13 protein-coding genes are annotated in these 12,368 nt (G+C 61.5%); 3 read left to right on the top strand and 10 right to left on the bottom strand.

Annotation, left to right across the window (positions count from 1 at the left end):
- The first annotated feature begins 81 nt into the window (after window positions 1-81).
- On the top strand, window positions 82-1,017 hold the full coding sequence (locus tag HX868_RS15310) for a LysR family transcriptional regulator (RefSeq protein ID WP_177003429.1): 936 nt from the start codon (window positions 82-84) through the stop codon (window positions 1,015-1,017).
- Between the two features lie 3 nt (window positions 1,018-1,020).
- On the opposite strand, the gene HX868_RS15305 is transcribed toward HX868_RS15310, so the two are convergent.
- From HX868_RS15305 to HX868_RS15265, 9 genes are all read right to left on the bottom strand, one after another.
- Window positions 1,021-1,383 carry a 5-carboxymethyl-2-hydroxymuconate Delta-isomerase gene (locus HX868_RS15305; protein WP_177003428.1) on the bottom strand — a complete coding sequence of 121 codons (363 nt, stop codon included), beginning with the start codon at window positions 1,381-1,383 and terminating at the stop codon, window positions 1,021-1,023.
- Window positions 1,384-1,431: 48 nt separating this feature from the next.
- Window positions 1,432-2,355, bottom strand: coding sequence for a LysR substrate-binding domain-containing protein (locus HX868_RS15300; RefSeq protein ID WP_177003427.1), 924 nt, complete (start codon window positions 2,353-2,355; stop codon window positions 1,432-1,434).
- 58 nt (window positions 2,356-2,413) lie between these two features.
- Window positions 2,414-3,730 (bottom strand): MFS transporter, encoded by a 1,317-nt coding sequence (locus tag HX868_RS15295; RefSeq protein ID WP_033902627.1) that lies wholly within the window; start codon window positions 3,728-3,730, stop codon window positions 2,414-2,416.
- 55 nt (window positions 3,731-3,785) lie between these two features.
- Entirely contained in the window at window positions 3,786-5,108 is a 1,323-nt protein-coding gene (locus tag HX868_RS15290) for an MFS transporter (protein WP_177003426.1), read from the bottom strand.
- Between the two features lie 73 nt (window positions 5,109-5,181).
- Window positions 5,182-6,060, bottom strand: a complete 879-nt coding sequence (locus HX868_RS15285) for an SMP-30/gluconolactonase/LRE family protein (protein ID WP_177003425.1) — start codon at window positions 6,058-6,060, stop codon at window positions 5,182-5,184.
- Window positions 6,061-6,261: 201 nt separating this feature from the next.
- Window positions 6,262-7,194, bottom strand: a complete 933-nt coding sequence (kce, locus tag HX868_RS15280) for a 3,5-dioxohexanoate:acetyl-CoA acetone transferase (RefSeq protein ID WP_016975200.1) — start codon at window positions 7,192-7,194, stop codon at window positions 6,262-6,264.
- A 67-nt stretch (window positions 7,195-7,261) separates the two neighbouring features.
- A complete protein-coding gene (locus HX868_RS15275; protein WP_177003424.1) occupies window positions 7,262-8,050 on the bottom strand; it encodes an SDR family oxidoreductase in 789 nt (262 codons plus the stop codon).
- Window positions 8,047-8,769: a GntR family transcriptional regulator gene (locus HX868_RS15270; RefSeq protein WP_177003423.1), complete on the bottom strand. Its 723-nt coding sequence runs from the start codon at window positions 8,767-8,769 to the stop codon at window positions 8,047-8,049. The genes HX868_RS15275 and HX868_RS15270 overlap by 4 nt, the downstream gene beginning before the upstream one ends.
- A 170-nt stretch (window positions 8,770-8,939) precedes the next feature.
- Window positions 8,940-9,176, bottom strand: coding sequence for a hypothetical protein (locus HX868_RS15265; RefSeq protein ID WP_177003281.1), 237 nt, complete (start codon window positions 9,174-9,176; stop codon window positions 8,940-8,942).
- Window positions 9,177-9,280: 104 nt separating this feature from the next.
- On the opposite strand from HX868_RS15265, the gene tcuC reads away from it, so the two are divergent.
- Window positions 9,281-10,585: an MFS transporter gene (gene tcuC, locus HX868_RS15260; protein ID WP_038848342.1), complete on the top strand. Its 1,305-nt coding sequence runs from the start codon at window positions 9,281-9,283 to the stop codon at window positions 10,583-10,585.
- Entirely contained in the window at window positions 10,585-11,343 is a 759-nt protein-coding gene (locus HX868_RS15255) for a substrate-binding domain-containing protein (protein WP_177003549.1), read from the top strand. The genes tcuC and HX868_RS15255 overlap by 1 nt, the downstream gene beginning before the upstream one ends.
- Here the strand turns inward: HX868_RS15255 and HX868_RS15250 are convergent.
- Window positions 11,335-12,237 (bottom strand): LysR family transcriptional regulator, encoded by a 903-nt coding sequence (locus HX868_RS15250; RefSeq protein ID WP_095017547.1) that lies wholly within the window; start codon window positions 12,235-12,237, stop codon window positions 11,335-11,337. The genes HX868_RS15255 and HX868_RS15250 overlap by 9 nt on opposite strands.
- Window positions 12,238-12,368: the final 131 nt, after the last annotated feature.

Genomic DNA, 12,368 nt, shown 5'->3' with positions numbered 1-12,368 from the left:
ATTCTATTGGCACGCTCGTTCCGTTAAGCTTTTGTGCTGTCTTGTACTGAATTCGGTACAAAGGGTTTACGGACGAAACCGATGCTAAACAGTAACTTGCTCAGAAAGCTCGATATGCAGGACTTGATGGTGTTTATCGCCGTCTATGACCAGAGCAGTGTTACCGAGGTATCTGAAACGCTGTTTGTCAGCCAGTCCACCGTGAGCTACAGCCTGAAGAAGTTGCGCACCAGTTTTGAAGACGAGCTGTTTATCAACACGCGCGCCGGCATGCGGCCGACGTACAAGGCCACCACCATGTACGGCCATGTGCAGAAAATCCTCGAAAGCATCAACCTGTGCCACGCCGGTGGCCAGGCGTTCGACCCGACGCAGCAGGCCGTGACCTTCAGCGTGTGTGCGCCGGAGTATTTCGAACAGTTGATCCTGCCGCGCCTGTTGAAAAACTTTGACCGCGCCGACCTGCCGGTGATCGTCAATGTGCAGAAGCTGGAAACCGACATCCCCGCCGACGACCTGCGCGAAGGTCGCCTGGACCTGGTGATCTGTTTCGGCCCCAACTTCCACCGTGCCCACAAAGACTTCCGCACCCAGATGCTGCTCGAAGACGACTTGGTGTGCGTGTTCGACAAACGCTCGGCGCCCCGGGAGCCGGCCTTCAGCCTGCACTCCTTTGTCGAACGCCGCCACGTGTTCCCTACGCCGTGGACCTCCGACACCAACATGATCGACGGCTGGCTCGCACGCCAGGCCCACAAGCGCCAGGTAATCGCCCGCGCCAACAGCTACAGCGCAGCCTTGAAGATGATCACCGGCACCGATTTCATCGTCACCTTGCCACGTCGCGTGCAAAAACTATTGGCACCGACCGCGGTGTTCGGCCATTGCGAAGCGCCGAACGGTTTGCCGGGGTTCACACTGGAGATGCAGTGGAACGAAACCAGTGAACAGGACAGCGCGAATACCTGGTTTCGTGAGCAGGTGGTGAAGGTGTGTGCGGATCAGGGGTTGCTGTAGGGCTTAACCAATCGCGACTTTGCTGTAGGAATCACGATCCATATCCACCAACAGAACACTCAGCTGAACCTGTACGCCCGCCGGCCACTCACCCAGATCCTGCAAAGCCGCCAGCAGGCTCTCCGACAACTGCTTCTTGACCTGCGGCGACCGCCCGCTGAGCAGCGACAGCTTCACCGCGATAAAACCGCGAGGGTCGAGGGAGGTGCCCACCTGGAACGTCTCGACCTTGACCGCACGGCTTTTGATATCGAATTCGGAACCGAACTGGCCAGACACCATCAACACGTTGTTGAGCCGTAGCAGGGTTTTCTCAACGGCCAGGTTCGTCAGGTTGGCGGTGTATTCCAGATGCAGGTGTGGCATGTAGGGCTCCGAGTCTTTGGTAGGAAGAATCCTAGATATACCACGGAGTCAGGCCTTGGTCGCCAACCCTCGATCACTCATGAACGCTTCCAGTCGCGAACGTACCCAGCGCTCGGCCGGGTCGGTGTCCACGTGGCTGAGCCAGACCATGGACAAATCCAGGGTCGGCGTCTCGAACGGGAACGGCTCGCAGAACAGGTGGCCCGTCACGGCCATGGCCTCGGCGGTGTAGTCCGGCAGGCTGGCGATCAGGTCGGTACCGGCGAGCAAGGCCGGCAGTGCGCTGTATTGCGGCACCGACAGCACCACGTGGCGCTTGCGACCGATTTCTGCCAGCCACTCATCGGCGAACCCTGCCACGTTGGCGGTGTGGGACACCAGCACGTGAGGGCGTGAGCAGTATTCGTCGAGGGTCAGCGGTGTGTCCGAGGCATCGGCACGCAGGATGCGCGGGCGGATATGGCGTAGCAGCTTGCGCTTGGCATTTGCCGGCAGGCCACGGGTCTGGGTGATGCCGACGGTGATATCGCCAGAGGCCAGCAGATCCGGGATGCGCCAGTAGTCCACATGTTGCACCACAAACACCACTTGCGGCGCTTCCTGGCGCAGGGAACGCAGCAACGGTGGCAACAGGCCGAACTCGACATCATCGGACAGGCCGATGCGAAAGGTCATGGTGCTGATGGACGGGTCGAAATCGTGGGTCAGGCTCAAGGCCGAGGATAGCGAGTCCAGCGCCGGCGACAGGTGCTGGATGATTTCCTCGGCCCGCGCCGTGGGTTCCATGCGGTGGCCGACGCGAATGAACAGCGGGTCATTAAACAAAGTACGCAAGCGATTGAGGGCCGAGCTGATGGTCGGCTGGCCGAGAAACAGCTTCTCCGCCACCCGCGTCACGTTGCGCTCCAGCATCAGCGCTTCGAACACCACCATCAGGTTGATGTCGGCCTTGCGTAATTCATTGCGATTCATCGGCGCCTGCCCCTTTCCCCAAGACAAGCCGCAGTGTAGAAAGCCGCGTTGCTGGCGTCTACGTGTAGGACGCTTCGCTGGCCTGTGCGCCACGCTCAGGCTCGTGCCCCATGCGCAACCGCAGCGCCGCAATAGCCGCCACCACCAACACCAGCGCAATCACCTTCAGGCCGTTCATCGCATTACCGGTGCTTTGCTCGATCACACCCATTACCGACGGCCCGACAAACCCGCCAAGCAGCCCGCACGCGTTGACGAACCCCAGCCCGCCCGCCAGCGCAACGCCTTTGAGGCGCGAAGCCGGGTACAGAAAAATGATCGACTGCACCACGAAGAACATCACCGCCGACAGACAAAAACCGAGCAGGCTGAACACCGGCCCCGATATCGACGCGATGCCCAGGCCCAGCGCCATGGTCAGCAGCCCTGTGACCAGCAACCGTCGGCAGCGTCCGGGGGTCGTGGCGAAACGCGGAATCAGCAAGGCACCGAGTGCCGCCGCGATCCACGGTAGCGAAGTCAGCAGGCCGACGTTCATGGTGCTCAGTTCGCCATACTTGCTGATGATGCTCGGCAGGAAAAAGATCACGGTGTAGATGGTGATCTGGTGACAGAAGTACACAAAAATCGCCAGCAGGATTTGCGGAGTCAGCCAGTTTTTCAACGAGTGACCGCCCTCGCCCGCACCCTCTTCGGTTTCCTGCGCGATGCGTTGTTCGATGCCACGCGCTTCCTCGGCCGACAACCACGGCGCCTTGCTCGGACGGTCCGGCAATTTGCGCCAGACCACCCAGGCAAACGCCACCGCTGGTAGGCCTTCGAGCATGAACATCCACTGCCAGCCGTGCCATCCGAGCATGCCGTCCATGCGCATCAAGGCGGCGCCCACCGGGCCGCCGATGATGTTGGCGAAGCACACGCCAAGCAGGAAATAACCGGTGGCGCGTGCCCGCTGTTCGCGGTTGAACCAGTAGGTGAGGTAGAGCATGACGCCGGGGAAGAGTCCGGCTTCGGCAATGCCCAGCAACAGGCGCAGCACGTAGAACGAGGTCTCGCCCTGCACAAAGGCCATGGCCGCCGAGATCAGGCCCCAGGTCACCATGATCCGCGCAATCCAGAATCGCGCGCCGACCTTGTGCATGATCAGGTTACTGGGGATTTCCGACAGCGCATAGGTCAGGAAAAACAGCCCCGCGCCCAACCCGTACGCCGCAGCGGAAATGCCCAGGTCGACGTCCAGGTGATGCTTGGCCAGGGCGATGTTGGTGCGGTCCAGGAAGCTCAGGATGTAGGCGATGATCAGCAAGGGCATCAACTTGACGAACATCAGTTTGTTCAACGCCTGCGGGGTGCGGGCGGAAGTGGCGGTAGTCATCGGCAATTCCTCTTGGCGCCCCGCCAGCCAGACTGGGGGGCGCATCGGTGTTGTTCTAGGAGTCGAGTTGCACAACCAGCGCCGGCGGGCGATGGGAAAACAGTTGCAGCAGCGCGCCGCCCAGGGCGCAGCCGGCCATCACGAAGAAACACACGGTGTAGCCGTGCAGCGTGGTCCAGCCGCCGCCCATGGCGATCAGGCTGCCCATCAGCACCGGCGCCAGGCCGCCGCCGATAAACATTGCGGTGGTGATGATGCCGTTGGCAGTGGACGTCGCCGACGGTTCGGCCGAGTCGCAGGCCACCGCGTAGTAGATCGGCCACACCGCGTTAGCCACCAGGCCGAACAGCAGTTGCATCACGACGATCAATGTCAGGGTGTTGGCGAAGTAAAACGCCCCCACACTCGCCGCCATCCATAGCCCGCAAATGATCAAGGTGGTGCGTCGGCCAATGATGTCCGACAGCGACGGCCACACTAATTGCCCGAGAATGCCGGTGAGGGTGAACACCACGCTCATCCCCGCCGACTCGGCCAGGGACAATCCGGCGATGTTGTAGAGGTAGGCCGGCAGCACGATGTTGACGCCCATGTACACCACCTGGGTGAGCATGGTGTTGCCCGCCGTGAGGGCGATATTGCGGTTGCGCAAGGTGGCAAGGAATGTACGCCAGGCCTCGCCTTTGACTTGGCTGGCCGGCGCGTTGTCCGGCGGGGTCATGCCTTTGGCGGCAATGTCGACGTACAGCGCGGTGATGCGCTCGGCGGTGGAATAACGCGCCCAGAAGATCATCAGCGGCAGCGCCACCACGAAGGCGAAGAAGAACACGTAGCGCCAGTTTTCTTCGCCGAACACCGTAATGACAAAACTCGCGACAATCCCACTGAGCATCGCGCCGATCGGGTAGCCGGTATGGTGCGCGCCCAGGGCAAACCCGCGACGTTCCACCGGCCACCATTCCGCGGTATTGCTCACCCCTACCGGCTCGCCCCAGCCGGCGCCGAGGTTGACGCCGACGCGCAGGGCAATGAAGGTGGCGAGGTTGCCGCTCAGCGCCTTGAAACCGGACAGAAACGAGATCGCGGTGTAGCCCAGCACCAGCGGCACCTGGAAGCGTGCACGTTTCCAGCCGCCGCCGTAACGGTCGCTCCACATCGAACCGGGGATATCCAGCAGCGCCAGGGCCAGCATGACCACCGTGGCCACGGTGCCCCATTGGTCGGCGGACAAATCGAAATGCTTGGAGATGGTCGGCCCCAGACGCAGCACGATCTCACGGTCGTAGGCGTTGAGGATCCAGATCATCCAGCAGACCAGCAGCGACACCCAGGAATGCCGGTGAATGCTGCGCAGCGACGCTTTTTTGATAGTTGCCATGGGCCTCTCCAGGCGCGCGAGGGCGCGCACTGACACAAGGTTGCGAAGGAATATGCCTTGTCACACACACGCGCTAGCTGGCGAACCGTCGCTCGGCTATTCCTTGCACGCCCAACCCGGTAATGGCGAACAGCGCTCCGCGCTGCTGGCCGTCTGCCGGAAAACGCGGCAGCGGCGGCTTGGCCATCGAGGTCACATACAGGGTGTCCAGGTTCGGCCCGCCAAAGGTCAGGCTGGTGACCTTTTTCACCGGCATCTGAACGATGCGATCGACGTGCCCGTCAGGGGTGTAGCGCACCAGTTTCCCGGCGTAGACCAGCGCCTGCCACAGGCAGCCTTCGGCATCCACGGTGCAACCATCGGCGGCGCCCCCGCCGGAGGTATCGACCTTGGCGAAGGTGCGGCGATTGCTGACGTTGCCGGTGGCCAGGTCATAGTCGTAGGCCCAGATCTCGCCGGACCAGGTGTCGCAGAAGTAGAAGGTGTCACCCGATGGGCTCCAGCACGGGCCGTTGGACACGATGATGCCTTCGTCCAGGGTGTGCAGGCTCAGGTTGGCGTCCAGGCGGTAAAGCTTGGCGCTGGCGCTGTCTTCCAACGTGTCCATGGAGCCGAAGATAAAACGGCCTTGGCGGTCGACCTTGCCGTCGTTGAGGCGGTTGTTTGGCAGGTGCGGTTCCGGATCAGCGACCAGGTTGAGTTCACCGCTTTTTAGGTCGAGGGTGTGCACGCCGTTTTGCAGGGCGACGATGGCCGACTCACCGTCGCGGCGCAGGGCCATGGAGCCGATTTTCTGGCCCACGTCCCAGGCCCGCAGCTCGCGACCGTCGTCGGTGCAGCGCAAGATGCGGCCGTCGGCGCTGTCGATCCAATACAAGCGTTGTTGCTCGACGTCCCACACCGGGCCTTCGCCCAGGGTGGTCTTGACGTCGACGAGCACTTCGATACGCATGGTGATCCCCTTATTGTTGTTGTGCGGGATGACGGTCGCTCCCTGATGGGATATCACCTTGTAGGAGCGAGCTTGCTCGCGAAAAACATCAACGATAACGCGTGCTGCCTGGTGTAATGCGATGTCTTGGCGTTTTTCGCGAGCAAGCTCGCTCCTACAGTGGATCGGTGAACACACCCAGGGCGCGACCTCAGCTGTGGGTTAGAAGTTGACCTGATCGCGCCCCTTGAGCCCGAGAATTTCCCGCGCTTCATCCGGCGTGGCGACGCGATGCCCGAGCGCTTCGATCACCGTGCGAATGCGCCGGACCTGATCGGCATTCGACGCCGCCAGTTTGCCCGGTCCGTCCCACAGCGAATCCTCAAGCCCCACTCGCGCGTTGCTGCCCATGGACAGGCCCATGGTCGCCAGCGGAATCTGCCCACGCCCAGCGCCGAGGATCGACCACACGTAGTCGTCGCCAAACAGACGGTCAGCGGTACGGCGCATGTGTGCCAAATCTTCCGGGTGCCCGCCGATACCGCCACGCAAGCCGAACACCGACTGGATAAACAACGGTGGCTTGAGCAGGCCACGTTCGAGGAAATGCGCGGCGGTGTAGAGGTGGCCGATGTCGTAGCACTCGATCTCAAAACGCGTACGGTTTTCGGCGCAGGAATTGAGGATGTGAGTGATGTCACGGAAGGTGTTGCGGAAGATCCGGTCGTCACTTTCTTCGAGGTATGGCCGCTCCCAGTCGTGCTTGAAATCGGTGAAGCGGTTGAGCATTTCGTACAGGCCGAAGTTCATCGAGCCCATGTTCAACGAAGCCAGTTCCGGCTTGAACTGCATCACCGGCTGCAGGCGTTCCTCCACGCCCATGGTCGGCGCGCCGCCGGTGGTGATGTTGATTACCACGTCGCTGGCGGCCTTGATCTGCGGCAGGAATTCGGCGAACAGCGCCGGGTCCTGACTGGGGCGACCGTCGTTGGGGTCACGGGCATGCAGGTGGACAATCGCGGCGCCGGCTTCGGCGGCACCGATGGCGGCGTCGGCAATTTCCTGGGCGGTGATCGGCAAATGCGGCGACATCGACGGCGTATGAATCGCACCGGTGACGGCGCAGGTGATGATGACAGGACGATTTTTGGACATGACGAATCTCCGACTTTTATTCTTATGAAAAAAATCCTGGGTACAGCCCGATGTGTTCTTCCGTGGCTTACAGGTACTCGACGTTACCGTCGACGCTGATCGCCTGGCCGGTCACGTTGCGTGCGGCGGGCGAACAGAGGAACAACGCCATGGCGGCCACGTCTTCGGCGGTGACCATGCGTTTGAGGGAAATCTTGTTGAGGTATTCCTGGCGCATCTCGGCTTCGGGCACGCCGACCTGTTCGGCACGGGCGCGGATCACGCCGTCCATGCGCGGGCCTTCGACGATGCCGGGCAGCAAGGCGTTGACGCGGATGTCGCTCTCGCCAAGCTCCGAGGCCAGGGATTTCATCAAGCCGACGATCGCCCATTTGGTCGCCGCGTACGGTGTGCGCCACGCGTAGCCCAAGCGCCCCGCCACTGAGGCGATATGCAACAGATGGCCGTGGGACGATTCCTTGAGCATCGGCACGGCGTGGTGGGCAAACCGGTATTGCGCGGTGAGATTGATATTGATGGTGGCTTGCCACTCGGCGTCGCTGATCGCATCGATCCCGCCGGTAGGCCCGGCGATCCCGGCGTTGTTGACCAGCACATCGAGGCCGACGAACTGCTCGCGCTGCACCTTGAACACCGCCTCGATCTGCGCGGCGTCGCTGACATCGGCGCGGGTGGCGACGGTGCCTGGGTATTTGTCGCGAAACGCGGCCAGGGCCGGTTCACTCACATCACACACATGCACCTGGGCACCGGCTTCCAGATACGCCGCCGCCAGCACTTCACCAATGCCGGCAGCCCCGCCGGAAATCAACACACGTAACCCAGGATAGGGCTGCAGCCGTTGTAGGACACTCATGCACGTTTACCTCCTGAAGCAGACGACCGCGAACGGTCGTTCTTGACGAGCAGGCGCGCCAGAGAATCGGCGGCCTGCATGATGTCATCGGTCACCGCCGCGCGGGCGCCGGCGCCATCGCGGGCGGCCAGGGCTTCGACGATGCGCGTGTGCGCCTCCATCGAGCGTTGCAGGTGAGCTTTATCCGGGGCGACCAGCGCAAAGCACGGGCCCATGTGCAGCCAGAAGTTTTCCACGGCGGCCATGGTCAACTCGGCCTGAGCCACGGCGTAGATGCGCCGGTGAAACGCGAAGTTGGTCCACAGATAGCGCGACACGTCGACTTCGTCGGCGGCGTGTTGCATCTGCTGGCAGAGGTCAGTGATTTCGTCGAGGTCGACTTTCTGTAGGAGCAGCACCGCCTTTTCGGCGAGCAAGCCTTCGAGGGCGACCCGCGCATCACGGATTTCACGCAGGCGTTCGACCGTCATCAGGCGCACACGCAGGCGGGAGGTTTCGGTGACTTCAAAGGCGTTTTCGGCGCTGAGGCGTTGCAGCGCTTCGCGCACTGGCATCGGGCTGGAACCCAGGGCTTCGGCGAGACCGCGGATGGTGAGTTTCTGGCCAGGCTGGAAACGGCCACTCATCAGGGCTTCGCGGATCTGGCGATAGACCTGGTCTTGCAAGGTATCGCGGGACACCTGGCGCAGGGTGGGCAGGAGGAGCGGACCATCTGTCATGAGGCAAAACCTGTGTTGTCGTTCTTATGGCCTCAATATGTGATCACAAATCAAATATGTCAAATAGTTTCCCCTACCGCGCGCATTAAAAATGTAGGAGCCGGCTTGCCGGCGATGGCGATTTTGAATACGCCATCGCCGGCAAGCCGGCTCCTACAGTTGGTGTGCACTCAGGGTTTTAGCGGACGTTCCTGATCCCGCTCGGAAAGCTCCGTCCCATCATCGGGATGCTTCCAGGTCTGCGGTTTTTCTTCCTCCCGCTGTCGGGGTTGTTCACGCTCCGGCTCGTCCCGTCGTTTCTGCTGGTCAGTCATCGCCACCTCCCATCCGTAAGAATTGGTCACACCTTCAGCATAGAACAGCGAACGCATTTTTGACCGCGCTACCGATTGATAGCCAATGAACATCAATCCATCCAAATTTGTCACTTATCATTTCTAAATGTGTCAGCCACTATTCTCGGTCTTAGGCGAAACAAGCACTTTAAAAAGAACGCTGGAGACACAAAACCATGACTAGCCCTACCCGACCCGACTCTGCCCGCTCGAAAGTGGGTGCGGTTTTCCGCGTGACTTCGGGCAATTTCCTCGAACAGTTCGACTTCTTCCTGTTCGGTTTCTACGCCACCTACATCGCTGCCGCGTTCTTCCCTGCCGCTAATGAGTTTGCGTCATTAATGATGACCTTCGCCGTGTTCGGCGCGGGCTTCCTGATGCGTCCATTGGGCGCGATCATCCTGGGTGCCTACATTGATGACGTCGGTCGCCGCAAAGGACTGATCGTGACCCTGTCGATCATGGCCAGCGGCACGCTGCTGATCGTGCTGGTGCCGGGTTATCACACCATCGGCCTGTGGGCACCGCTGCTGGTGCTGCTTGGCCGCCTGCTGCAAGGTTTCTCGGCCGGCGCGGAACTGGGCGGTGTGTCGGTGTACCTGTCCGAAATGGCCACACCCGGCCGCAAAGGCTTCTACACCAGCTGGCAATCGGGTAGCCAACAGATCTCCATCGTGGTCGCCGCCGCACTGGGTTATGGCCTGAACGTGTGGATGGAACCCGCCGTGGTGGCCGATTGGGGCTGGCGCATTCCGTTCGCCATCGGCTGTGTGATCATCCCGTTCATCTTCATCCTGCGTCGCAACCTGCAGGAAACCGAAGAGTTCGCCAACCGCAAGCATCGCCCGACCATGCGTGAAGTGCTGGCGACCCTGGTGAAGAACTGGACTGTGGTGATCGGCGGCATGCTGATGGTGGCCATGACCACCACCGCGTTCTACCTGATCACCGTGTATGCACCGACCTTCGGCAAGACCGTGCTGCAATTGAGCACCTCCGACGCGCTGTTGGTGACCCTGCTGGTGGCGGTTTCGAACTTTGTCTGGCTGCCGATCGGCGGCACCCTGAGCGACCGTTTCGGCCGCAAGCCGGTGCTGATCGCCATGACCGTGCTGACGGTTCTCACGGCTTATCCAGCGCTATCCTACGTGGTAAATGCCCCAAGCTTCGCCCATATGCTGGAAACCCTGCTGTGGTTCTCCTTCCTCTACGGCCTGTACAACGGCGCCATGATCCCGGCCCTGACCGAAATCATGCCGGTGGAAGTGCGTGTGGCAGGTTTCTCCCTGGCCTACAGCCTGGCGACTGCGATTTTCGGCGGCTTTACCCCGGCGATCTCCACCTGGTTCATCCACATCACCGAAGACAAGGCCTCACCGGCCTACTGGATGATGTTCGCCGCCGCCTGTGCGCTGTGCTCGACCCTGGCGCTGTATCGTCGCGCCAACACCCGTGGCCAGGTGATGCAGGAGGCGGCATGATCAAGCCGTTGCTCAAGACCCTGACGGCCCTGGCCCTCGGCGCCCTGGCGCTGTCGGCCCAGGCCGAACAGCTCAAGGTAATGACATCGGGTGGCTTCACCGCCGCCTATAAACTGCTTGGTCCGCAGTACGCCAAGCAAAGCGGTGACAGCCTCGACACCATCCTCGGTCCGTCCATGGGCAAGGCGCCGGAAGCGATCCCCAACCGTCTCGCCCGTGGCGAACACGCCGACGTGGTGATCATGGTCGGCTACGCCCTGGATGACCTGATCAAACAAGGCAAGGTCGACCCGGCCTCCCGCGTGGAACTGGCGGACTCGCGCATCGGCCTGGTGGTCAAAGCGGGAGCGGTCAAACCTGCAATCGGTACTGACGCCGAACTGAAAGCCGCGCTGAGCAAGGCCAAATCCGTGGCCTACTCGGACAGCGCCAGCGGTGTGTATGTCGAGAAGCAGTTGTTCAAGAAGCTCGGCATGCCGGCCAAGGGCACCATGATCGAACGCCTGCCGGTGGCCGAACAGGTCGCCAAGGGTGACTACGAAGTGGGTTTGCAACAGGTCGCGGAATTGCTGCCGGTGCCGGGTGTGACCTACGTCGGCAAGATCCCGGAAGACGTGCAATCGGTGACGCGGTTCGCCGCCGGTATCCCGGTGAATGCCGAACACCCTGAACAGGCCAAGGCCTTGTTGCAGTACCTGGCGTCGCCCCAAGCGCAACCGGTGGTACAAGCCACCGGCCTGGACTCGGTGTCACGCTGACCGGAACGGCATCTCCCGCACCAACCGCTCCAACTCCAGCGCCGCTGGCGGCAAGGTCCGCCCGCGGCGCTTTATCAAGCCCACATTGCGCATCACCTGCGGTTCCACCAGCGGCACACTCACCAGGATCGGGTGCTCGCCCGCCGGCATGGCAATCGAGGGCACCATCGCCACCCCCAATCCCGCCTCCACCAGCCCGATCATCGTCGTTACGTGGTGCGTCTCGCAGATACTCGGCTTTTTCACCCGCACGCCACGCAACGCCTGGTCGAGCAGGAAGCGGTTACCAGAGGTCTTGTCCACGGTGATGTAGTCGTGTTCGTAGGCTTCGGACCAGGTCACGCTGTCACGCTGGGCCAGGGGATGATCGCGGCGACAGGCCAGCACATAGCGCTCCTGCAGCAGCAGTTCGAACTCCACTTCATCGGCCAGGCTGCCGCTGAAACTCACGCCGAAATCCGCTTCGCCACTTTCCACCGCATTGCACACTTCACCGGCGCTGGCATCCAGCACCCGCAGGCGAATTTTCGGATACAACTTGTGGAATTCGGAGATCACATGGGGCATGAAATAGTACGCGGTGGACGGCACGCACGCGATGGTGACATTACCCATGCGTGTGGACGCGACATTACTGATGCCCATGAGCGCCACGTCGAGGTCGTCGAGCATGCGCTCGACCTGAGGCAGAAACGCACGGCCGACCATGGTCAGGCTGACGCGCCGCGTGGTGCGTTCGAACAGCTTCACATCCAGGGCGGTCTCAAGCTTTTCGATACGCCGGCTGAGGGCCGGCTGCGAGATCCGGATAGCTTCGGCGGCACCGCGAAAACTGCCCTTGTCTACCACGGCGCGGAAGGCTTGGAGGTCGTTGAGGTCGAAGTTGATGATCACGGGAAGGCCAATGTGGTCGAGGTGGCAGGCATTATCGTATGGGAGCTGATGGCGCGCCATGCATGCCGGGACCGGCTTGTTGTAATAACCCTGCTACAAATATGAAGTCATACATATCAGTGGGTTATTGG

The organism is Pseudomonas reactans (genome assembly GCF_013385825.1).
Classification (GTDB): domain Bacteria; phylum Pseudomonadota; class Gammaproteobacteria; order Pseudomonadales; family Pseudomonadaceae; genus Aquipseudomonas; species Aquipseudomonas reactans.
This window is presented reverse-complemented; position numbering and strand designations above follow the sequence as displayed.

Coding starts and splice junctions, on each gene's coding strand:
- HX868_RS15310 (WP_177003429.1), top strand. CDS start 82: ATGCTAAACAGTAACTTGCTCAGAAAGCTCGATATGCAGGACTTGATG.
- HX868_RS15305 (WP_177003428.1), bottom strand. CDS start 1,383: ATGCCACACCTGCATCTGGAATACACCGCCAACCTGACGAACCTGGCC.
- HX868_RS15300 (WP_177003427.1), bottom strand. CDS start 2,355: ATGAATCGCAATGAATTACGCAAGGCCGACATCAACCTGATGGTGGTG.
- HX868_RS15295 (WP_033902627.1), bottom strand. CDS start 3,730: ATGACTACCGCCACTTCCGCCCGCACCCCGCAGGCGTTGAACAAACTG.
- HX868_RS15290 (WP_177003426.1), bottom strand. CDS start 5,108: ATGGCAACTATCAAAAAAGCGTCGCTGCGCAGCATTCACCGGCATTCC.
- HX868_RS15285 (WP_177003425.1), bottom strand. CDS start 6,060: ATGCGTATCGAAGTGCTCGTCGACGTCAAGACCACCCTGGGCGAAGGC.
- kce (WP_016975200.1), bottom strand. CDS start 7,194: ATGTCCAAAAATCGTCCTGTCATCATCACCTGCGCCGTCACCGGTGCG.
- HX868_RS15275 (WP_177003424.1), bottom strand. CDS start 8,050: ATGAGTGTCCTACAACGGCTGCAGCCCTATCCTGGGTTACGTGTGTTG.
- HX868_RS15270 (WP_177003423.1), bottom strand. CDS start 8,769: ATGACAGATGGTCCGCTCCTCCTGCCCACCCTGCGCCAGGTGTCCCGC.
- HX868_RS15265 (WP_177003281.1), bottom strand. CDS start 9,176: ATGTTCATTGGCTATCAATCGGTAGCGCGGTCAAAAATGCGTTCGCTG.
- tcuC (WP_038848342.1), top strand. CDS start 9,281: ATGACTAGCCCTACCCGACCCGACTCTGCCCGCTCGAAAGTGGGTGCG.